16 protein-coding genes and 1 tRNA gene are annotated in these 20,950 nt (G+C 38.0%); 7 read left to right on the top strand and 10 right to left on the bottom strand.

All coding sequences use genetic code 11. The annotated features are described in order from the left end of the window. Positions 1–290: 290 nt before the first annotated feature. The gene (locus tag PSF86_RS10220; protein WP_277900216.1) at positions 291–380 is read right to left on the bottom strand and encodes a hypothetical protein; all 90 of its coding nucleotides are present in this window, start codon (positions 378–380) and stop codon (positions 291–293) included. Positions 381–585: 205 nt separating this feature from the next. Then, entirely contained in the window at positions 586–1,911 is a 1,326-nt protein-coding gene (locus PSF86_RS10215; protein WP_277899975.1) for an MATE family efflux transporter, read from the bottom strand. A 105-nt stretch (positions 1,912–2,016) separates the two neighbouring features. Here PSF86_RS10215 and PSF86_RS10210 point away from each other — a divergent pair, with 105 nt between their 5' ends. The 3 genes from PSF86_RS10210 to PSF86_RS10200 all read left to right on the top strand — a co-directional run bounded on the left by PSF86_RS10210 (position 2,017) and on the right by PSF86_RS10200 (position 3,766). Further along, the gene (locus PSF86_RS10210; RefSeq protein ID WP_277899974.1) at positions 2,017–2,811 is read left to right on the top strand and encodes a universal stress protein; all 795 of its coding nucleotides are present in this window, start codon (positions 2,017–2,019) and stop codon (positions 2,809–2,811) included. Between the two features lie 56 nt (positions 2,812–2,867). Then, positions 2,868–2,944, top strand: a tRNA-Ala gene (locus PSF86_RS10205). 105 nt (positions 2,945–3,049) lie between these two features. After that, a complete protein-coding gene (locus PSF86_RS10200; RefSeq protein ID WP_277899973.1) occupies positions 3,050–3,766 on the top strand; it encodes an SDR family oxidoreductase in 717 nt (238 codons plus the stop codon). Positions 3,767–3,771: 5 nt separating this feature from the next. On the opposite strand, the gene PSF86_RS10195 is transcribed toward PSF86_RS10200, so the two are convergent. The 5 genes from PSF86_RS10195 to PSF86_RS10175 all read right to left on the bottom strand — a co-directional run bounded on the left by PSF86_RS10195 (position 3,772) and on the right by PSF86_RS10175 (position 13,291). Continuing rightward, positions 3,772–4,617, bottom strand: coding sequence for an alpha/beta hydrolase family protein (locus PSF86_RS10195; protein ID WP_277899972.1), 846 nt, complete (start codon positions 4,615–4,617; stop codon positions 3,772–3,774). Further along, positions 4,607–7,363, bottom strand: a complete 2,757-nt coding sequence (locus PSF86_RS10190) for a PD-(D/E)XK nuclease family protein (RefSeq protein WP_277899971.1) — start codon at positions 7,361–7,363, stop codon at positions 4,607–4,609. Before PSF86_RS10190 ends, PSF86_RS10195 begins: the two co-directional genes overlap by 11 nt. Positions 7,364–7,471: 108 nt before the next feature. Then, the gene (locus PSF86_RS10185) at positions 7,472–8,821 is read right to left on the bottom strand and encodes an OmpA family protein (protein WP_277899970.1); all 1,350 of its coding nucleotides are present in this window, start codon (positions 8,819–8,821) and stop codon (positions 7,472–7,474) included. Between the two features lie 109 nt (positions 8,822–8,930). Further along, positions 8,931–10,124: a glycine C-acetyltransferase gene (gene kbl / locus PSF86_RS10180; RefSeq protein ID WP_277899969.1), complete on the bottom strand. Its 1,194-nt coding sequence runs from the start codon at positions 10,122–10,124 to the stop codon at positions 8,931–8,933. Between the two features lie 38 nt (positions 10,125–10,162). Then, positions 10,163–13,291 carry a UvrD-helicase domain-containing protein gene (locus PSF86_RS10175; protein WP_277899968.1) on the bottom strand — a complete coding sequence of 1,043 codons (3,129 nt, stop codon included), beginning with the start codon at positions 13,289–13,291 and terminating at the stop codon, positions 10,163–10,165. A 119-nt stretch (positions 13,292–13,410) separates the two neighbouring features. Here PSF86_RS10175 and PSF86_RS10170 point away from each other — a divergent pair, with 119 nt between their 5' ends. After that, positions 13,411–14,019 (top strand): superoxide dismutase, encoded by a 609-nt coding sequence (locus PSF86_RS10170; RefSeq protein ID WP_277899967.1) that lies wholly within the window; start codon positions 13,411–13,413, stop codon positions 14,017–14,019. Positions 14,020–14,150: 131 nt separating this feature from the next. Here PSF86_RS10170 and PSF86_RS10165 read toward each other — a convergent pair whose 3' ends face one another. The 3 genes from PSF86_RS10165 to PSF86_RS10155 are packed head-to-tail and all read right to left on the bottom strand — an operon-like array spanning position 14,151 to position 15,840. After that, positions 14,151–15,143 (bottom strand): DUF4421 family protein, encoded by a 993-nt coding sequence (locus tag PSF86_RS10165; RefSeq protein WP_277899966.1) that lies wholly within the window; start codon positions 15,141–15,143, stop codon positions 14,151–14,153. Between the two features lie 48 nt (positions 15,144–15,191). Continuing rightward, complete coding sequence (locus PSF86_RS10160) at positions 15,192–15,419, bottom strand: hypothetical protein (protein ID WP_277899965.1); 228 nt, start codon at positions 15,417–15,419, stop codon at positions 15,192–15,194. Positions 15,420–15,432: 13 nt separating this feature from the next. Next, the gene (locus tag PSF86_RS10155) at positions 15,433–15,840 is read right to left on the bottom strand and encodes a VOC family protein (protein ID WP_277899964.1); all 408 of its coding nucleotides are present in this window, start codon (positions 15,838–15,840) and stop codon (positions 15,433–15,435) included. Positions 15,841–15,976: 136 nt separating this feature from the next. Here PSF86_RS10155 and PSF86_RS10150 point away from each other — a divergent pair, with 136 nt between their 5' ends. From PSF86_RS10150 to PSF86_RS10140, 3 genes are all read left to right on the top strand, one after another. After that, positions 15,977–16,957 (top strand): GlxA family transcriptional regulator, encoded by a 981-nt coding sequence (locus PSF86_RS10150; protein ID WP_277899963.1) that lies wholly within the window; start codon positions 15,977–15,979, stop codon positions 16,955–16,957. Positions 16,958–17,316: 359 nt separating this feature from the next. Beyond that, entirely contained in the window at positions 17,317–19,773 is a 2,457-nt protein-coding gene (locus tag PSF86_RS10145; RefSeq protein WP_277899962.1) for a zinc-dependent metalloprotease, read from the top strand. A gap of 69 nt (positions 19,774–19,842) precedes the next feature. Further along, positions 19,843–20,853 carry an LLM class flavin-dependent oxidoreductase gene (locus PSF86_RS10140; protein ID WP_277899961.1) on the top strand — a complete coding sequence of 337 codons (1,011 nt, stop codon included), beginning with the start codon at positions 19,843–19,845 and terminating at the stop codon, positions 20,851–20,853. Positions 20,854–20,950 lie beyond the last annotated feature (97 nt).

The following is a 20,950-nucleotide window of genomic DNA, read 5'->3' as shown; positions in this document are numbered from 1 at the left end:
CGTTCATTTTTGAGGATGAAAAGCCAACGGAAGGTATAAGCGCATTACGGGATTTCAAAGCCTATACTTTCAACTCTGCTGATATGTTTGCCAGTATTCGATTCGTTTAAATTGAGCATGCTCGCCCACATTACGGTTACGAATACTGACTAGGGCCTTTTTATCTGTTATTTGATGCAAAATCCCGGTGATTTTTGCCTGATCACTTTTTTGGTTGATTTTATAACTCATTGTTCAGTCAGGTGTTTTTGATGTAAGCTTTTCAAGCGTTTTTTTTCGGTAAAAATTTTCTACAAAACCTGATTTCTCTCCTTTTTTAGTTCTATGATAAGTGCTGCCTTTACAACTTCACTTGCGGAAGTATATTTTCCCGTTTTAATTTGTTGGCTGATGAAATTGTCAAAATAATCTCCTAGAAAACAGAGATATTTTTAACCATAATCCCATAACCTTTTCAAAGGCACCAACTATTGGTATGAAATCATAATAATACTAATTTCTGCCTAATAAGCAACGTGCCGCTGTTAGCAAAACGCCTTTAATACTATTTGTAGAAGAGGCCAAGACATTTTTTTAATAATGGGATTAGGCGTTTACATACTTCCTCCTGAACTTAATAACCAGAGCCGAGGAGCGAACAAGCATCCATACGAAAAAGGCGGTCCAAATGGCATATAATTTCCAGTCGAGGTAATCCAGAACAAGTAATGTTGGGGTAAAACCGAGAAAAGTGGCCGCTAATAATACATTACGCAAATAGGAAGCTTCGCCAAGACCTTTGAAAATACCGTCGAACATGAAAGCGATGGCATTTACAGGCTGCATGAGCAGTACCATCCAAAAAACAGATGAAAACAGTGAAAGTACGGCAACTTCTTTGTTAAAAAGCAGGCCTATTTGATTATAAAACAAACCGCAGGCCAACATTAAAACAAATGAAATTATAATGGCATATTTACAAATGTCGATACTTAAAAACCAAAGCCGCTTGTAATCTTTAGCTCCCAATAACCTTCCTGAAAGGGCATTTCCGGCGTTTGCATAACCATCTATAAAAAAGGAAAAAAACAGCCAGATATTCATTAAAATACTTTGTGCCGCGATATAGTTTTTGCCATAATCTGTAGCGTAGGCATTGGCTAGATAAATGGCAAAATTGAGAGCTGCGGTCCGCACAAAAAGATTTGCGCTCATTAATAAGAGCTTTTTCATTTGCGGATTGACCTTTAACCGAAGTCTTAAATTAAAAGGTGTTTTTTTAAAGTAAAAGTACAATGCCATGATGAGCATAACCAATTGTGCCATCACGCTTGCATAACCTGCACCTTTTAAATGCATAGCCGGAAGCAAGCCATCTATACCATATACTAATGCGTAATCTAAAACAATATTTACCAATGCGCCCGTTAAACTGCATTTCATGGCCCATAAGGTGTTTTGCAACCCCCTAAAAACCCCAAAAACTGCAAAAGTCACCAGTGTTAATGGGTAACCAATGGCTCGGATGGTATAATAATCTTCTGTGTATTGCAAAATAAGCCCTTCGGCATTGTATAAGCTGAAAATTTCTTTAGCAAGTAACGCTGTGCTAAAATAAATTGCAAGGCTGAGCAAAAAGTTAAAAACCAAGGCCTGTGGGACCAGGGTTTTTACCGCATGCAACCTGTTGGCCCCTAAATGTTGCGAAACAATGGCCGAAATGGCTGTTTTGGTTTGGGCGACTATCCAAATAATGGCGGATAGAAACGAACCCACAATTCCGGCGGCAGCAAGGGCCTCGACCGGGTTTTTATCAACATTTCCTATAATGGCAATATCGGTAAGCGATATTAAGGGTTCTGCAATGCCTGCTATAATCGCTGGCACTGCTAATTGATTAATTTCTTTAAAGCTGATTTTGGTTTTCTCCATGAATTTGTCTAGCGAAATGTTAGCTTAGTGTAAACACAAAATAATTTTATGTAAATTTAAATGCAAAATAAAGCATTTAACAATCAAACATTAAATACTACACCCATGAAAAATATTTTGGTTCCCATTGGTACTTCGGCCAACTCAGTAAAAACATTACAATATGCTATAGATTTTGCCAGTTCTTTTGGGAGCAAGCTCTACATAATGCAGGCATTTACCTTGATAAATAAGGCTGGTAATATTGCTAATATAGAAGATATCGTTGCCAAGTCTACCACAGATCAACTTGAAGGGATTTTAAGTAAGGTGGACAAAAAAGGGGTTTCGGTAACCAAGGCCGCATATAATGGTGATGTTTTGGACGGGGTTAAGGCGGTAGACAATCAATATGGAATAGATTTAATTATTTTAGAACCTAAAACCATTGACATACGCGAAGAAGTATACTTGGGGCAAACATCGGGCAGCATTGTTAAAAAAACAAACATTCCTACATTAATTGTACCCGAGGGAAATACATTTAAGCCTTATAAAACCGGTTTGGTTGCCTTTAAGTCAGGAATTGTTAAACGAGATGCCATTTTAGACCCATTAGTGCTTTTAAAAGATAAATTTAAATTGAATTTAAACCTCTTATTGGTAAAAACGCCAAGCTATACAGCAGAAGATTTAGAGATAAATCCAACATTAAAAAAATTAAGCAATGGTCTGCAAACCACCGAAAACACTACTACTTTTGAGGGGGTGCTAGAGCATTTTCAGGAAAACCAGCCGGATATTTTAATAGTTTTTAGAAGAAAACGCGGTTTTTTTACCAAGTTATGGGAAAAAAATATAATTTTGAAGCGCGAATTTCGTTGCTCAATACCTTTACTGGTTTTAAGCGTTAAAAAGTAGAAATTGCAAAAAAACATTATATTTGCCACCGGAAGAAAATGGCAAAAAAATAATTTGGGGCATTAGCTCAGCTGGCTAGAGCGCTACACTGGCAGTGTAGAGGTCATCGGTTCGACTCCGATATGCTCCACCAAAGGCAACGTTATAAACGTTGCTTTTTTATTTTAAGAAAACAATAACGCAAGCTATTTTAATGGGTCCTTGTTAGCTTTTATCTTTATGGAAAAATTAAACTAAAATGGATTTAAAAGGAAAAGTAGCTTATATAACTGGAGGCACAAAAGGAATTGGATATGGAATTGCCGAAGTATTGTTGAAGCATGGAATGAAAGTGGCCATAAGCGGGCGCAAAATTGAAGACGCAGAGAAATCGGCATCGTCTTTGAGTTCAAACCCGGATGAGGTTCTTGGAATTTCATCGGATGTAACAAAATTATCGGATGAAAAAAATGCCATTGAAGTGATTTTGGACAAATGGGGGCATGTCGATGTAATTCTAGCTAACGCAGGAGTTGGTCATTTTGCTCCCATAGACGAACTGGAAGATGATAAATGGCAGCAGATGATAAATACCAATTTAAATGGCGTTTATCACACTTTAAAAGCTTCTGTTGAAGCCTTGAAGCAAGCTAAAGGGTATTATATAACATTGGCAAGTTTGGCAGGAACCAATTTTTTCCCAACGGCGGCAGGCTATAATGCTACCAAATTTGGGGTTGTAGGGTTTACACAAGCGGCTATGCTCGATTTAAGACCATATGATATAAAAGTATCGACCATTATGCCGGGCTCTGTAGCTTCTCATTTTAACAATAACACACCTTCAGATTCTGATACATGGAAAATTCAACCCGAAGATATTGGGGAATTGGTTGTAGACTTACTAAAAATGCACCCAAGAACATTGCCGAGCAAAATTGAAGTACGACCAACGCGTCCGGATAAGAAGAAATAACAAATTTAGCTTAAGGCAAATTTAATAGACGCTTCTACAACCTGTTGCATGTGTCGTGGGAGCTTGTTTTCTTCCCAGGGATGTTTTCCTCCAAACACATGATTGGCATCTTTAATTATGACTAATTTACTTTTAGGATTCCACTGATGAAGCGCTTGGGCCTCTTTAATATTTACTGTAGGGTCGTGTGTGCCGTGGACGATGAGTTGTGGTGCTTCAAGCCTTTCGGAAGCGGTTTTAATGGTTAAACGGGCTTCGTTTGCTATAAAATCTTCATAAAACTGATAATAATGGGGCAATTGCTGTTTAGTGCGGCTATTTTCAATATAAATTATTCCATTTTCCTGCCAATACGCCCGTGCTTTTTCATCGGCAAAACGTGCCTTGAAATCGCAAACGCTGGCCCAGGTTATAATTTTGCTTACCCGGGAGTCTTCAGCCGATTTAATGATGGAAATTCCGCCCCCGCGCGAATGGCCGATTAATACAATATTTGTGGTGTCAATTCTGTCGGCTGCATCAAAATCTTTACTTGTAACCCAATTAATAACGGTATCCAAATCGTCTAATTCAATTGAAAAATTGTTTTTTGCAAATGCCTCAGGATCCGGAAAATCTATGGGCTGTTCAATGGTGCCGCCATTATGCGAAAAATTAAACTTTATAAAGCAAAAACCGTTTTCGGCAAATGTTTTTGCTACCAAATCCCAATACCCCCAATCTTTAAAGCCTTTATATCCATGACTGAAAATAACAATAGGTGCTTTTGCTTGTTTGTTTTTTATATAAACATCGGTTAGAATGGGTTTATGGTGCTTTCCTTGAAGTATATGGTTTCTTTTAATATTCATGTTTTTGTATTTCTTTTTCCTGAAAAGGAACGGCTTTAGAAAAAATTTCGTGTATCAGATTTTTTAAAATTTCTTCAAACGTTTCGATTAGTTGTTGGTCTATTGAATATATTTTTACGGCACCTTTCCCTTGTTTATCCTTTTTAGCAAACTTGATAACTTCGCTTTGTAAGTTTTTAAAGGAAATTATTCCGCCTTCAAATAAATTGTATGGTGTTTCCTTATACATCATATATGCATAACAGAGTATTTGAAAGGCTTTACTGTATTTATAATCCTCGGTAAGGACGCTCCAGTTTATTATTTCTACATCCTTTTGTTCCACCTTTCCGGTTTTATAGTCTATAATATTGATGATTCCGTCTACTTCTTCCACACGGTCTACCTTTCCTTTGATATAAATAGGAAAATTGTAATCGGGATGTTTGATTTGCGACTTTACCTTGGTTTCAATTTGAAGGATTTTAATTTTTTTGCCTTTTTTTAATCGCTTTTCTTCAAAGTTCATGAAATTTTCAATATAACGCTTGGCGACATGGTACGCGATAAGGTTTTTTCCCTGCAAATTGGATGTGCTGGTATAAGATTGTGAAAAATGCTCAGCAACCAACTTTTCAATGCTTTTACGCATTTGTTGGATATGTTCAATATGCAGGAATTGTCCTTCTAATGGTTTGTATAGGGCTTCGAGCGTATCGTGAACAATAGTGCCCAATGTATTGGCGGCAATGGTTTCTTCTACTTCCTCAATTTCTTTTATGCCCAAGATGGTTTGTGTGTAAAAGCTAAGCGGATTCCTGATATAATTGCTTAATGATGTAGGTGAAAAACCTTTATTGGAAACCTCTTTTAACCGCTGGATGGCTGCATTGCTTTTATTGATATGGAAAAGCTCTTTTTTATTATTTTTTATATGTGGATTGGCAATAAATTGAGTTATGTGGTGGTTATCCTGTTTCAACATGGTTAATTGTTGAAGCAGCCTGCTCTTTTCCCCACCTTCCAAAACATCGGGTTCTGTATTGTACAGGAGGTATATGTTTTTGGCCCTTTGGAGCAAGCGGTAAAAATGATAGCTATAAATGGCGTCCTTCTCTTTGTAGGTTGGAAGGCCGAAGGCTATTTTTAAATCGAACGGGATAAATGAATTATTGCTTTTTCCCGCCGGCAGGATCCCCTCATTTACCGAAGTAAGGATGACATTGTCGAAATCTAAGTTCCTGCTTTCAAGCATTCCCATAATTTGAAGCCCTTCTAAAGGTTCTCCTTGAAAGTCTACAGTTTCGCCGGTTAACAGCTCATCGTATATTTTTTTTAAGGAACGCATCCCGGTAATAAAAGCATGCTCTTGATTAAAGGTATTAAGCTGATTGAATATTTCGTAAAAACGATAGAGATATTCCAAAAACAACAAGTTTCGTTGGTTTTCGTTGGAATAATGGACTTTCAAGGCAAGGATAATGTCAATACAGTTATTAATAATTGCATTTGTGGTCTTATTTGTAGCCGGAATGAATAATTGAGCACTTATATTGATAACTGTTTCATCATTTAGGTAAATAACGTTTTCCTTATTAATTTTTTGTATAAGCGCTTTCGTTTCTTCTTTTTTGCCTGTAGTAAATGTATGAGCAATGGGGTTTGATAGGATTTTTATGACATCTTGATAATACCATAAGCCATTTTTATTCTTTTCCCAGACTTCCATTAGCATTTCAAAAAAAGGGGCAAAGGGCGAAAGCTCCAAGGGAAATCCACTGGTAATATTTGCTTTGTTTATAGTTTTGGGGATGCTGTTCAAGATTGGGTTTAATAAATTTTCGTTTCCAAGAACAATTGCAGTGTTTTTTATATCAAGGCTCGGTTGGGCTAAAAGGTTCCCCACGTATTTGGCCTGCCCGATATTTTTTGGGACGCCAATTATTTGTATATTTTTTTCCTCTTGAAAATGGGTGCTTATAACTTTAAAGGGATGCTGTTTAAAATAAGGCCATTGGTCTTTATATTTTCTTAAAAACAAACCGGCATCGTGTTCTGTATGCTCAATGAAAAATGCGTCTATATCCCAATAAATTTCTGCTTCGGTATTGGTGAGGAGTTCCTGAAAAATATTTTTTTCGGCATTGTTTAGGGCATTGAACCCAATTAAATAATGTGTTATATTTTTTTTGTTCTGAATGTAATGTTCTATGTTTTCATTGGCTTCACGGTATATCATCCCTTGATATCCAATTCCTTTTTGTATTAAATGATGGTTGAAGGCTGTATAATACACATGCAATTTTTCCCAAAATTTAAGATATTGCAACTGTAAATGGGTTTTGTTTTCGGTATTTGTCCAATGAAACTGGTCTAGTTCCTTAATATGGAAAAGGTGTGAAAAAAAACTTTTTGGGTCGATTAAATAGCGATCGATTTCATTAAAGTCCTTTAGTACCGTTTGTGACCACGAGGTGAAAGTATGAAAATCTTCTAACTGGCCTTCTGGGGTGAGTTTTTTGTAGATGCTGTAAAACTCGAACGACAATTGAATATTGGTAGCTAGCTTTAAATTAGCAAGATCTTGGATAAATTCTTCAATACTAATAATCTTTGGGGCGATCGTTGCTTTTTCTACCAATTTTAAAAGCTCGTTCCTTAAAAAGGTAACGGCCCTTTTACTGGGAAGTATAATTACTAATGTGGATAACGAGTTTTGATTTTTGGTATATATCTCTTTGGCTACTTGAGCTAAAAATGATTTCATGTAAAAGGGTTTGCTTGTACTAAAGTACCAAAAATAAAAGCAAAATGATAGAAATAAAAAAACGCTCCGAATTTCGGAGCGTTCCTTGTATGGTTTGAATTAATCTAATTATTTAATTAGGTTAATTTCAACTCTTCTGTTTTGAGCTCTACCGTTTCTAGTTGAGTTAGAAGCAATTGGCTTAGTTTCACCATAACCATGGGACTCTAATCTACCAGCGTCGATACCGTGCTCGATTAAATAAACTTTAACCGCACCAGCTCTTTCTTCTGAAAGTCTTTGGTTCAATGAATCACTACCAGTGCTATCTGTGTGCCCGTCGATAGAGAACTTGGCATTTGGATATTCGTTAAGAATTCCAACGATATCTGTTAATACTTGTGCAGATTCAGTCTTGATAGTTGATTTACCAGTGTCGAATAAGATAGTTTTAGCATAATCGTTCAATGCTTTCTGAACTGCTTCAGATAACTCAGGACAACCATTGTTAGCAACAGTACCTGCAGTTTCAGGACATTGGTCGTCTTTGTCTAATACACCATCGCCATCTTTGTCAGGACAACCGTTTGTAGCGGCAGGACCAGCAACATCTGGACATTGATCGTCTTTATCAGCTACACCGTCACCGTCAGAATCAGGACAACCAGCAAGTTCTTTAAGACCTGGAGTTTCAGGACACTCATCTTGAGGATCAGCTACACCGTCACCATCAGAATCAGGACAACCGTTCATTTCGGCAGTACCAGCTTCGTTAGGACAAGCATCTTTAGAATCTTCGATACCATCTCCGTCAGAATCAGGACAACCGTTGAAAGCTTCTAAACCAGGAACTTCTGGACAAGCATCATCCTTATCGTAAACACCGTCACCGTCAGAATCAGTTCCACCGAACTTGATAGCAAGACCAGCTAAGTGTTGGAAATGAGGAGTACTGTAGTCTTCAAATACATGCTTGTAGCTAGATTGTAAAGTAAGACCTAGGTTTTCAGTAAACCATACATTGAAACCAACACCTCCATTAAGAGTACCGGCTCCAATCTCGTCCAACCAAGTGTATCCACCACCTACTTCAACAAAAGGGTCGAAAATGTGTCCTTCCGCGAAATTGTATTTGATAGTACCATCAACACCGTAGTAAGACCAATCATCTACTTCGGTATCTCCAAGTTTATCAATTTTGTTTAGCGATCCTCGAACCCCTACGGAGAATCCACCACCTACGTATTTTGAAACCGATACATAAGAGATAGAAGGTAGAATGTTCCAGTGATCACTTGCGTTAAAATACTCGTCGAACCATTTCTCTGAAGCAAATGGCCTATCAGAATTTGTAGGGTAAGCGTCAACCGCATTTACCCCAAAGCTAATCTGCCAAGGATTGTTCTGGTCTTGAGCATTCATGTTGCTAATCCCTACAAATAGGAACGCAGCAACTAGTAATTTGCTAAGATGTTTCATGTTCAATTATTTAATTTTAAGTGTTAATTTAAAGACAAATGTAAGCTGTTACAACTTATTAACAAAAACAAATATATAATTTTTTAATTAAAATGAAAAGATAGCGAGCTTAAACTACCCCTAGTTTTTTGCCTACCTCTGTAAATGCTTTTATGGCCTTATCCAAGTGCTCACGCGTGTGAGCGGCCGATAATTGTACTCTGATCCGTGCTTTTTCCTTGGGCACTACCGGATAGAAAAATCCTATAACATAGATACCTTTTTCTAGAAGCTCATCGGCCATAGTCTGCGAAAGTTTTGCATCGTACAGCATTACAGGTACAATAGCCGAATCTCCGTCTATGATGTCAAAGCCTGCTTTTGTCATGCCTTCCTTAAAATATTTTGTGTTTTTTTCCAGGCGGTCTCTTAATTCGGTACTTTTAGATAGCATTTCAAAAACTTTAATCGATGCACCTACAATATTAGGTGCCAAAGAATTTGAAAACAAATAAGGGCGGGAACGTTGACGAAGCAACTCAATGATTTCTTTTTTTCCGGTGGTATAACCGCCCATGGCACCGCCAAGTGCTTTTCCTAGGGTGCCGGTTATTATATCTATCCTTCCCATGACATTTTTTTCTTCCAGGGTGCCTCTTCCCGTTTCACCAATAAACCCGGTAGCATGGCATTCGTCTATCATTACCATGGCGTCGTATTTGTCTGCAAGGTTGCATATGTTATCGAGCGGGGCTACTAGGCCGTCCATAGAAAAAACACCATCGGTAACAATTATTTTAAAACGAGCTCCATCTTCATTGGCTTGTTTTAATTGCTTTTCAAGATCGGCCATATCACTATTTTGATATCTATAGCGCTTGGCCTTGCATAGCCGGACGCCGTCAATTATGGACGCGTGGTTTAGGGAGTCTGAAATAATGGCATCCTCGGCAGTCAATAGAGGTTCGAATACCCCCCCGTTTGCATCAAAAGCAGCAGCATAAAGAATGGTATCTTCAGTTCCGTAGAAAGCGGCTATTCTTTGTTCAAGTTCTTTGTGGATGTCTTGTGTGCCACATATAAAACGTACCGACGACATCCCAAACCCATGTGAATCCAACGTGTTTTTTGCTGCTTGGATAACTTCGGGGTGCGACGAGAGCCCTAAATAATTGTTGGCACAAAAATTTATAACCGTTTCTCCGGTACTAATGGTTATCTCGGCACCTTGTTGTGAGGTAATAATACGCTCTTTTTTATACAGCCCAGCATCTTTAATGTCCTGTAGCTCTTGTTCTAAGTGTTCTTTTATTTTACCGTACATTTATTCTGTTTTTTTACAAAGTTATATAGATTATAATATTATACGGAGATTACTTCAATATTTTCGTTTATGAAAACCAAAAACTTTTGATTTATTTCGAATCCGGCTTCTTTTAAAATATTTGCATAATTGTTTACTTGTGTTTTGTATTTCTCTGAAGGAGCTCCTGTTTTATAGTCTATTATGGTTGCCTTGTTGTTTTTTAACACAAACCGGTCGGGCCTTAAAAATTGGCCTTCAGGGCTCATTATTTCGCTTTCGTTATAAACGGTATATGCTTGGGTATAATATTCTTTTAGCAATGGGTGTGCAACCAAATTAGATAAATATTGTTGAATCTGGGATTGTTCTTCTTTTGGAATTAATCCATTATCGACGGCCTCCGTAACTGTTTGGGCTACATCAAATGTGTAATATATTTTTGAAAGCAGATAGTGGAAGATATTTCCTTTGTCGATGGCTTCTTTTTGTTTGGTATTCCACAGGGAGCCGGATTTGGTTATGAGCTGGAAGGTATTTCCAAAGGAATCGTTGCTTATGAATTCAATTTCTTTGGTAACCGACGTTGTTTCTCTCGAGCGCGATTGCTTCTGCGGAATGCCAATTTTATAATTCGACTCCTGCTCTTGCCAAAGCATTTTTGATTTTAAGTAATTAATGAAAAGTCCGGCAAAACTGTTTTGATTTTCAATTCCCTTGGCATTGCTGTCTTTTTTGCAAATAATGTACAATTGCTCGATCGCCCGTGTTAGCGCTACATAGAGAATGTTAAACTGGTCCAGTTCTTGTTTTTCTTTGTACAACTGTATTAAATCTGCCCCTGTTTGATTTATGTTTTCAACGGCGCTTTTTTTACTGAACAGGGCATAGGAAACCCCAAAAAGTTCCAAATCTACCGGAAACCACACCTTAAAGTCTTTTTCCCTGTAAATATCCGTGTTTGCATAAGGATAAATTACCACGGGGAATTCAAGCCCTTTGGATTTATGAATGGTAAGAATCTGTACAGCATTGGAAGCTTGTGGTGCAATTATGCTCAACTTGTCTTTCTTCTGGTCCCAATATTCCAGAAAACTGCCAATACCTCCGTTATTGTTCTGTGTAAAGGCAAAAACTTCATCTAAAAAAAACTGTATGTGCGCATCCGATTCATCGACCAGATCGAACGAATTGACACTGTATTCAATAGCATTGTAAAACGGAAGCTGTAAAAAATACGTCTCGTCAAAGCCTTCTTCTTTTAAAATTGTTGGCAGGCGGTGTAGGTTTTTTGCAAAATAATCATGGAGGTTTTCAACACCGTTTTTATGGGCCAGGAATTTTAAAATCTCAAGATGAAGTTCTGGGTCGTCGGGTCGGTTAAAATAAGAGATTAGCTGGATGATAAAATTTACTTTAATATCGTTCTTGAGCAATAAAGTTTCAGATGAAACAATGGGGATGTCCTTCGCCAAAAGGTAATCGGCAATGGCAACTCCTTCATTCTTTTTGCGGGTTAAAATGGCAATATCCTTAAAATTAAAGCCTTTGGCAATGCATTTGTTTATAGCGTCTAGGGTAATATTGCAATACGGATCTTCGTCGTTTTCGCTACCTTCCTCTTTATCGATAAAAGAAATATTGATATAGCCTCCCGGCTTATCGTTGGTTTGTTGTGTGCTCTTTTCTTTGAATAGGTCTCTATAAGTGTCGTTTTTTAAATTTTGGGAAATGTGCTTAAAAAACTCATTGTTAAACGTTACAATCTCGTCAAAGCTCCTGTAGTTTTTCGGCAGGTTTTCCACAAATTGTTCTGTTTGGAAGGGCTTGCTTTCTTTATTGTAAAGTGCTATAAATTGTTCTGCTTTCCCGCCCCTCCAACGGTAAATGGCCTGTTTTGCGTCGCCCACAATGAGCAGTGTTCCGGTTTTTTCGTTCGGTAGCATGGTCTCGAGCGCATTTGAAACCAATGGTTGTATGTTTTTCCATTGCATTGTGGAAGTATCCTGAAACTCGTCTATAAAATAATGTTTGTATTTTTCGCCAATACGCTCGTAAATAAACGGTGCGGGTTGGTTGGCAATAGCCGAAGAAATAAGCTTGTTAAACTCGGAGATCAATAAAAGGTTGCGGTCTTCTTTTATTTTATTTAGCTCTTGATTGATGGCACTCAACAATGAAAGCGGCACCAGGTTTTTATAAAAATCTTGTAAAAATTCAAGTTGAAATATTTCCTGTTTTATTTTTAAAAATGATGTGGCAATCTCCGGTTGAAGCATATCGATTAAAGTGGCCTTGCTGTCTGGTATCCTTTTTGGGTATAAAGGCTGGTCGGCTATGTTTTCTTGCCAGTTTGCGGTAAATTTTAAGTTGGAAAAGTCGTTTGAGGCAATTTTTCGTAAAAATTTTGGCAAGTACTTTCCTGTAAAATCGGTGTCTTCAAGCCCTTTTTCTGAAAAAGCATGCAACAATGCTGTTGCTTTATCAACAATACTTTTATGCAGGCTGTTGTTCATTTCCTTCAACTGAAGCCCTAGTTTTTTAAAATCTTCCAGGGTTTTATCTTCCAGCAATTGAACGTGTTCAATGTAATCTTCTTTTGTAAGCAATTTGGCAATGCCCCTTAAATCGCGGGAAATATCCCAGCTTTTATCGTCATCGGTTTTTTCTAATGCAAAATTTATAAGTATTTCGGTAAGCAGTTGGTTGGAACCTGCCTGAAAAATGAGATTGTCAACGGCTTCGTTTATAAGCGATTCCTCATCCAGTGAAACCTCAAAGTTAGTGGGAAGTTTTAAATCGAACGCAAATGTCCTAAGCAGCCTATGGTTGAACTTATCTATTGTAACAATATCAAAAAAGGCATAATTGTGCAAAATACGGGTAAGCACTTTTTTTGATTTTTTGTGCAATTCCATTGGGGAAACATTAAGCTCCTTAACAAGGCCTTCAAAAATGGGCGTTGGTTTTTCAAGAATGGTTTCGCCCGAAAACTCGTGCAGGTTTTTAAGCACCCTTTCCTTCATCTCGTTTACGGCTTTGTTGGTAAATGTAATGGCCAGCACCTGTTTAAAGGCATCCAAATTGTTTGAGCCCAATAAAATGGACAGGTATTTTTTTACCAGAGTGAAGGTTTTTCCAGAACCTGCCGAAGCATTGTATATTTGAAAGGCTGAAGAATTCAACATAAAAAGTTTATTGCAAAATAGGGAAACTCTATGAGTTATTAACAAATTATTATCATGTTTTCGGTTGCTTTTACTTAAATTTGGAATACTAAAATTATTAACTAAAAAAAGAAAGAAAAATGGCTTTTGATTTACCAAAATTACCGTACGCATACGATGCATTAGAACCACATATAGATGCGCGTACTATGGAAATACATCATACAAAACATCATCAAGGATATACAACAAAACTTAACGGTGCCATTGAAGGGACAAATTTAGAGGGAAAATCTATTGAAGACATCCTTAAAAACCTGGATATGGGCAACGGTGCTGTTAGAAATAACGGAGGTGGTTTTTATAACCATAGCCTGTTTTGGGAAATAATGTCTCCAAATGGAGGCGGAACACCTTCGGGAGAACTAGCTTCTGCAATCGATTCGGCTTTCGGTTCTTTCGATAAGTTTAAAGAAGAATTTACAACCGCTGCCGGAACCCGTTTTGGTTCGGGATGGGCTTGGCTTTGTGTGCACAAGGGAGGAAAACTGGAAGTTTGCTCTACACCAAACCAAGACAACCCCATTATGCCGGATACCGGTTGTGGAGGAATTCCAATTTTAGGATTGGACGTTTGGGAACACGCCTATTATTTGAACTATCAAAATAAGCGCCCAGACTATATTTCTGCATTTTTTAATGTAATAAACTGGAATAAGGTAGCAGAATTATATGCTGCAAACAAATAATGTTTTGGCCATGTGCCGGAATATTAATCCCGAAATTTCGGTTTTGGGATTGCTTAGTGAGTAAATAACGAGAATTTTATAGGTAAAAAAACGTTATTGAAAAACAGTCGCTCTTTTGAGTGGCTGTTTTTTTATAGCCCATATTTGTTTTCAATTTTATCTATTTTATCAACCCATTTTTTGGGGGCATCAAAACGGTAACCAACATGGAATTCCAAGAAGCTGTGCTGGTCTTTTAAATTATAACTGCTGTCCGTATTATGGTAAAAAGACCTATAGTTATAATGAATGCCCGTAAAAAAGCTGTCAATATTATAACCCAGCCCCAACTTAACATCGGCTTGGTAATTTATGCCACTGTAAGTTTCATGGCTCGCCTGCGAATGGGTGTTGGTATAGCCTATGCCGCCATGTACACCGCCAGACACCAAAAAACGTTTGTTAATAACCCAGTTGTAGAAATAAGAAGGCCCTATGGTTATATCAAAAGATTTGTCTTCTCCCGAGTCTTCCCCATTAGAGATTTCGGTATAAAAATAAGTTAATGTAGGCACAAAACTGCCTTGGCTTATACGTTGCCATTCATTTTGTTTAAAAATTGCCCTAAAGGAGAAAGAATCATTAAAGATATATGAAGTGGTTCCACCAATTCTAAAAATCTTAAAGTCGGGGAACAATACATTTTCATTAATTCCGGGAAGGTCTACATAATATCCCTTTGTACGGGACCACTCCAGGCTTTGCATCCATTTTTTAAAATAAAAACGCGTGCCAAGGTTAAAAAAGGTTGTTTTTCCCTTGCTATCGTTGTCGTTATTAAAATCAAGAAAAGAAGGGATAAAGCCAATATTTAATTCAATAAACCTAAACAATACCGAAAAGTTGGTTTTGAGCTCTTGATTGGGCTCTATGGTAGCACCAAACCCCGTAGAGGGGTCTTTAATTTCAAACGAATTAAAATCATTGTTCAGGGCAAGCCTAAAACTAATTTTGTTGGGATAAGTAATTATTGCCTTTTCTTGATTTGTATCACTACTGTCCGGCGTTTTTTCTTGTGCATAGGCACAACATACACTTGTATAAAAGAGTACAATACAATAAAATCTTTTGAAAAATAGAAGCATAGCGCAAACAATTTATCTTCTTTTTTCTAAAAATAAGAAGATAAACCATTATTTGTATTGCTGTTCTTGATAAATTGCTGCATTTACCTGCATTTTTTCAAGCAATTCAATTATAGATCGATGACAAATGGCCGAGGAAGATTCCACTCTCAAAATACGGTCGCAGTCTTCAAGGTCGAAATTTGCACTGTAATCCTTGAAAATAGTATGCAGTTCCTTGAGAACATGTTTTGCACTCGATTCGTTTGTGACATCTGTAACAAATATTTCAACCATACATGGGAAAGGTTTAATTTTTAGGAAACTTGGTCATATCGGCATGTATTAATTCCCATAAATGACCATCAACATCCTCAAAGCTTCGTTGGTATGTCCAACCATGATCTTGTGCAGGTTTGGGTTCATTCCCTCCAGCTTCGATTACTTTTTTTAAGAGCATATCTACTTTCTCCCTGCTTTCCACAGAGATGGCGTTTATAACTTCGGTATCGATAGAAGAATTGCAAACAGATTTATTGGTAAATGTTTCAAAAAAAGGAACTGTCAACAACATGGCGTATATATTGTTCCCCAAGACTAAACATGCTGCTTTTTCATCTGTAAATTGTTCGTTAAAAGAAAATCCTAAATGCTTAAAAAAAGTAATGGATTTGCTAAGGTCTTTCACTGGAAGGTTTAAAAAAATTTCTGTTACCATGAGTATTAATTAAATGATTTTTACAAAATTAAGGAATGCTTTTAGGATTTCTCAGGTGTCATTACGACAATAAAAAGGGTTGATTGCGACAGGGTAATTCAATACCTTTATAAAGGTAAAAAAAAGACAAAAACAAATGAAGCACATATCAATATTAATTCCAGAAGGAGATACCAGTTTGAGCAATTTAGAGGCCACTCACAAAATGTTTAGCATGACAAACAATGCCTTGCAGAAAATGGGAGAACCGCCTCTGTTTAAAATACAGCTGGTAGGCGCCACAAAAAAAAGTAGTCACAGTTACGGGATATTTAGCATCCATCCAGATATTACCATAGACCAGTTGAATAAAACAGACTTAATTATTATCCCGGCAATTCATGGCGACTACCGTAAAATTGTTGAGGCAAATTCGCTTTTTGTCCCTTGGATTATCAAGCAGCACCGTAATGGGGCCGAAGTGGCAAGTTTGTGTATTGGAGCCTTTTTATTGGCCAAAACAGGATTGTTGAACGGAAAAGACTGTACCACACATTGGCTGGCTGCCGAGGATTTTAAAAAAATGTACCCCGAAGTTAACCTGGTAGACGATAAAATTATTACCGACGAGCAGGGTATTTATACAAGTGGGGGCGCCTATTCCTCACTAAACCTAAATTTGTATTTAATAGAAAAGATGGCCGGACGCGAAATGGCCGTATTATCGTCCAAAATATTCGAAATAGACATCGATAGGGACAGTCAATCGCCTTTTATCATTTTCAAAGGCCAGAAAGACCATGAAGATAGTTGCGTTAAAAAAACGCAGGAATATATTGAACAAAACTACCATGAAAAAATAACCGTGTCAAAATTAACAAAGATCAGTGGCATAGGAAGAAGGAGCTTCGAGCGCAGGTTTAAAAAAACAACCAGCAATACCATTATCGAGTACTTGCAGCGCGTGCGGGTAGAAGCTGCCAAAAAAAAGCTGGAAAAAGGCATCAAAACAGTAAACGAAGTAATGTATGATGTGGGTTATTCCGACAATAAATCGTTTAGGGACATTTTTAAAAGAACCGTTGGAATGACGCCAGTTGAATACAAAAACCGCTACCGAAAAGAGCCTGTACTATAACATATGCAACAGGACCGGAAATTTTTAAACGGCTATCGGGAATTTACAGTTCCTAATATTTTGTTATAATTAACAGAAAACTGTTAACTCATTGCCAATCATTAGATATCATTTACTACAAATTTTTTATTTTTAAGATTGAAAGACTAATCCTGCTTACTAAAAAAGACTAATCCTGCTTACTAAATGTATGTTGATGGCTACTTTTTTTGAAAGAAGTCATTGTAAGAAAAATCAGCTACTCAAAAAGCATCGATGCTATGATGAAGAAAAGTAAGTACAGAAAATTTGCATTTCCTTTTTTTAAATGCATGTCAATAATTATGTTGGGCATAATGGTTTCCTGCGGAAGTCAAAAAATGGCACAATCAACCCCTGAAGGATTGTCGTTTACCCCCGCAGAACCATACGAGGAGGTAATTCCCGAAAACGCACAGACCAAAAAGGGGCTTTTTGACGTCCATAAGGTAAACGACCACTATTACTTTGAAATTCCAGACACCTTGTTAAGCCGTGAAATACTGGTGGTAACTAGGTTTGTAAAAACACCCGGCGGCGCTGGAAATTATGGTGGGGAAGAAATTGGAGAGCGAACCATTTTTTTTGAAAAAGGCCCTTCAAACAAAATTTTTCTCCGCATAGCAACATTTGTAAGCCATGCCGATAAAGACGATGCCATTGCAAAAGCAGTGCAGAACTCAAACATTACCCCGATCCTCGAAGCTTTTGACGTTAAAGCCAGAAATAAAGACAATAATGCCTCGGTTATTGAAGTAACCGATTTTATCAACAGCGAAAACAATCTTTTGGCATTAAGTTCGGGGCAAAAGGAAACCTACAACTTAACTTCATTAGAAAAGGATAAATCGTACATAAAAGAAATAAATACCTACCCAATAAATACCGAAGTAAAAACGGTAAAAACATACAAGGCAAAGGTTTCTCATGGAAACGATAAAAACTTACAGGCGGCAATTCTGTCGGGAGTTGTAACCGTTGAGCTCAACAACTCTTTTATTTTGCTCCCCAAAAACCCCATGCAAAAAAGGCTTTACGACCCCCGGGTGGGGTATTTTGCCAGTTCTTATCTGGAATATGGAGATAACCAGCAAAAGGTAAACAAAAATATATATATCCACCGTTGGCGGTTGGAGCCCCGGCCGGAAGACATGGAAAAATGGAAAAATGGCGAGCTGGTAGTGCCCAAAAAGCAAATAGTTTACTACATAGACCCGGCCACGCCAAAAAAATGGCGCCCTTATCTTATTCAGGGCATCAACGATTGGCAAAAGGCTTTTGAACAGGCAGGGTTTAAAAATGCCATTATTGGTAAAGAATGGCCGGTGAACAATGATACTATGAGCTTGGAAGATGCGCGCTATTCGGTTTTGCGTTATTTTGCCTCCCCTTCTAAAAATGCCTACGGACCAAATATTATCGATCCACGCAGTGGCGAAATCCTTGAAAGTCATATGGGGTGGTACCATAATTTAATGAACCTATTGCATAATTGGTACATGGTGCAGGCTGGAGCAGTAGATGAACGGGCGCGTAAAATGACTTACGACGATGAGCTTATGGGAGAGCTTATCCGTTTTGTGTCCTCGCACGAAGTTGGGCATACGCTTGGGCTGAGGCACAATATGGGCGCTAGCTATGCAACCCCGGTAGAACGTTTAAGAGATAACGATTGGTTAACCAAGCACGGGCATACCAGTTCGATAATGGATTATGCACGTTTTAACTATGTAGCCCAACCGGAAGACAGTGTTGAGGTTAAAAACTTAATGCCCCGTATTGGTGATTACGACAAATGGGCCATTCAATGGGGGTATTCAAAATTTCCAGTCAGCACAACATCAGAAGAAGAAAAAGAAATATTGAATAAATGGGTGATAGATAGCATTGCAGCAAACCCAAGATTGTGGTTTGGTGGCGAAGGAAGGGATTTCGATCCGCGCTCCCAAACAGAAGATCTGGGAGACAATGCCATGGTAGCTTCCTATTACGGAATTAAAAACTTACAACGGATATTGCCAAATTTGGCAGAATGGACCGAAGAAAAAGGAAGCGACAATTACCAAAACCTAGATGAAATATACCAAGACGTAATTAAGCAATACAACAATTACCTATTTCATGTGGCCAAAAATATTGGGGGCATTTACGTTACGCCAAAATCCCGGGAAGAAGATGGCGATGTTTACAGGCCTGTATCTAAGGCCAAGCAAAAAGAAGCACTTATGTTCCTTAATAAATATGTTTTTACCGAGCCTGCTTGGCTATTAAATGATAGTATTTTGAATAAGGTGGAACAACCAAAGACCAAGGATCCGGTAACGAACATGATGGAAAGCATGATGTTAACGCTTATTGGCGGAAGCCGGATGAGCAGGATGTCTTTTATTGCTGAAAGGTATAATTTTAACGACCCCTATACCCCAGAAGAATATTTAAACGATGTAAGCGCATATGTTTGGAGTGATCTGGATATTTTTTACAATCCAAGTGATTACGAACGGAAGCTTCAAAAAACCTATGTAGCCGACATGATTGCCCTGTACGATCCCGATAAAGCCCAAGGGCCCATAGCTGGTTTAATGGCAAGATTGTCTGAAGAAACCACGTCTAATACAGATATCCGTTCTTTGGCATTGAATAATTTAATTACCATTCAGCAAAAAATAAAAAGGGTTTTACCACGGGTTTCCAATAGTATGGCAAAAGCACATTTGCTGTACCTCGCCAAAGAAATAGATGACGTTGTTGGGGAAACACCTTCATTTGAAAGGGAATATCGACCCATAACCGATTAATTTTTTTGTAAGGGGTTTAGTTTTTAAACGACTTAAAATTTTTCATTTTAATTAAAAACGAACAAGTGCATGTCACATCAAAATACATTGTCCAACACTAAATTCTCTGTGTTGGACCTGGTTCCCGTTCCTCAAGGATCCCACCATAAAACGGCAATGAATAACAGTCTGGATTTGGCCCGACACGCTGAAAAATATGGGTATGAACGCTTTTGGGTTTCCGAACATCATAATATGGAAAGCTTGGTAAGCTCTGCAACGGTAGTTTTGTTGGGCTATATAGCACAAGGAACCACCAAAATAAGAGTAGGGTCGGGAGGAGTAATGTTGCCCAATCATGCCCCGCTTATCGTAGCCGAACAATTTGGGACCTTGGCTATTTTGTACCCAAACAGAATAGACCTTGGACTTGGAAGGGCGCCCGGGACAGACCAATTAACTGCGCAAGCATTACGAAGGGGCAAGCAGGAAAGTGTTCAGGATTTTCCTAACGATATAAACGAATTGCAACAATATTTTTTGGAAGAAAACGAGAACGAACGTGTCCGCGCCATTCCGGGGGAAGGATTGGAAGTTCCCATTTATTTATTGGGCTCCAGTACATTTAGTGCACAATTGGCCGCCCAAAAAGGACTTCCATATGCGTTTGCAAGTCATTTTGCGCCCGGACAACTATTCAGTGCCCTGGACATTTATACCGAAGGATTTAAGCCTTCAAAACAACTGGAAAGCCCATACCCAATGGCTTGTGTGAATGTAATCGCAGCCGATACCGATGAAGAAGCACAACGTTTGGCCACAAGCCTTTATCAATTTGCAATGGGCATCGTTACAAACCTTCGTAGGCCTTTGCCGCCACCAATAGATTCTATGGAAGGAATATGGACCCCAGAACAAGAGGCAATGATAAAAAACATGATGTATTTCACCTTTATTGGTTCTAAAGCCACTATAGAAAAAGAGCTTTCCAAATTTATTAAAACGACTCAGGTGAAAGAAATTATAACGGTTTCTCATATTTTCGACCATCGGGAGCGTATAAAATCGTATAAAATCTTAAGCGAAGTTTTTAATTCATAAGGGGGTATTATTCATCAACGAGTGAATTATTTTAAATTGTTGTTTTTCAAATTCGACCAAAATAAAATTTTTATGCCTTCAATTTTGTTTAATTGGT

This window comes from Galbibacter pacificus, from assembly GCF_029603165.1.
GTDB lineage: Bacteria > Bacteroidota > Bacteroidia > Flavobacteriales > Flavobacteriaceae > Galbibacter > Galbibacter pacificus.
Note: the sequence above shows the minus strand (reverse complement) of the source record. Positions and strands in the feature narration are given on the sequence as shown.

What these genes read in the sequence shown, in the direction of transcription:
- PSF86_RS10210 (WP_277899974.1), top strand. Translation starts at nt 2,017, where the DNA reads ATGAAAAATATTTTGGTTCCCATTGGTACTTCGGCCAACTCAGTAAAA.
- PSF86_RS10165 (WP_277899966.1), bottom strand. Translation starts at nt 15,143, where the DNA reads ATGCTTCTATTTTTCAAAAGATTTTATTGTATTGTACTCTTTTATACA.
- PSF86_RS10185 (WP_277899970.1), bottom strand. Translation starts at nt 8,821, where the DNA reads ATGAAACATCTTAGCAAATTACTAGTTGCTGCGTTCCTATTTGTAGGG.
- PSF86_RS10150 (WP_277899963.1), top strand. Translation starts at nt 15,977, where the DNA reads ATGAAGCACATATCAATATTAATTCCAGAAGGAGATACCAGTTTGAGC.
- PSF86_RS10145 (WP_277899962.1), top strand. Translation starts at nt 17,317, where the DNA reads ATGGCACAATCAACCCCTGAAGGATTGTCGTTTACCCCCGCAGAACCA.
- PSF86_RS10160 (WP_277899965.1), bottom strand. Translation starts at nt 15,419, where the DNA reads ATGGTTGAAATATTTGTTACAGATGTCACAAACGAATCGAGTGCAAAA.
- PSF86_RS10170 (WP_277899967.1), top strand. Translation starts at nt 13,411, where the DNA reads ATGGCTTTTGATTTACCAAAATTACCGTACGCATACGATGCATTAGAA.
- PSF86_RS10200 (WP_277899973.1), top strand. Translation starts at nt 3,050, where the DNA reads ATGGATTTAAAAGGAAAAGTAGCTTATATAACTGGAGGCACAAAAGGA.
- PSF86_RS10215 (WP_277899975.1), bottom strand. Translation starts at nt 1,911, where the DNA reads ATGGAGAAAACCAAAATCAGCTTTAAAGAAATTAATCAATTAGCAGTG.
- PSF86_RS10175 (WP_277899968.1), bottom strand. Translation starts at nt 13,291, where the DNA reads ATGTTGAATTCTTCAGCCTTTCAAATATACAATGCTTCGGCAGGTTCT.
- PSF86_RS10195 (WP_277899972.1), bottom strand. Translation starts at nt 4,617, where the DNA reads ATGAATATTAAAAGAAACCATATACTTCAAGGAAAGCACCATAAACCC.
- PSF86_RS10140 (WP_277899961.1), top strand. Translation starts at nt 19,843, where the DNA reads ATGTCACATCAAAATACATTGTCCAACACTAAATTCTCTGTGTTGGAC.
- PSF86_RS10155 (WP_277899964.1), bottom strand. Translation starts at nt 15,840, where the DNA reads ATGGTAACAGAAATTTTTTTAAACCTTCCAGTGAAAGACCTTAGCAAA.
- PSF86_RS10190 (WP_277899971.1), bottom strand. Translation starts at nt 7,363, where the DNA reads ATGAAATCATTTTTAGCTCAAGTAGCCAAAGAGATATATACCAAAAAT.
- kbl (WP_277899969.1), bottom strand. Translation starts at nt 10,124, where the DNA reads ATGTACGGTAAAATAAAAGAACACTTAGAACAAGAGCTACAGGACATT.